Here is a 531-nt window from a genome sequence, read left to right on the forward strand (position 1 = left end):
GACTGAAGGTAGAGTTTGGAAAGCTGTTGAATACCGCAGCGATAGCCGAGTTCAGACCGTCCGCTAATACCCCACCTTTGATGCGCTTCATGTAAATAGGGCCTTTAACAGGCTCGCCAGATACTTCCGACGTTGCGGTAATGTCGCCGATCGCTTCCAACGCCGTGATAAAGAAAATCAGCACGAGAGGGATAAATAGTGACCAGTCAAATGACAAGCCGTACTGCATCGGAATCGGTAGTGCAACGAGGTTGGTTTCCCCCAATTTTGAGGTGTCGACCATACCCATGAAGTATGCCATTACATAGCCAACTAGCATGGCAATCACGATCGAAGCCACGCGAATGTATGGGTTTTTAGAACGATTCAAAATCACAATTAACCCAAGTACGGTACCAGCGAGCGCCAGTTTGTCTAAGCTACCAAAAGTACCGTCGCCCATTGCAGCATAGCCACCACCCATAGAAACCAAGCCAACTTGGATCAGCGTCAGGCCAATCAGAGTTACGACAATGCCAGAGACGAGAGGTG

Annotated in this window: 1 protein-coding gene; it reads right to left on the reverse strand. The window is 49.2% G+C overall.

Translation table 11 applies throughout. The features are described from left to right. Positions 1-531: solute carrier family 23 protein (locus R7R24_RS30110; protein ID WP_318120641.1), on the reverse strand; the 531-nt coding region annotated here is incomplete at both ends.

This window comes from Vibrio sp. 704 (assembly GCF_033339295.1).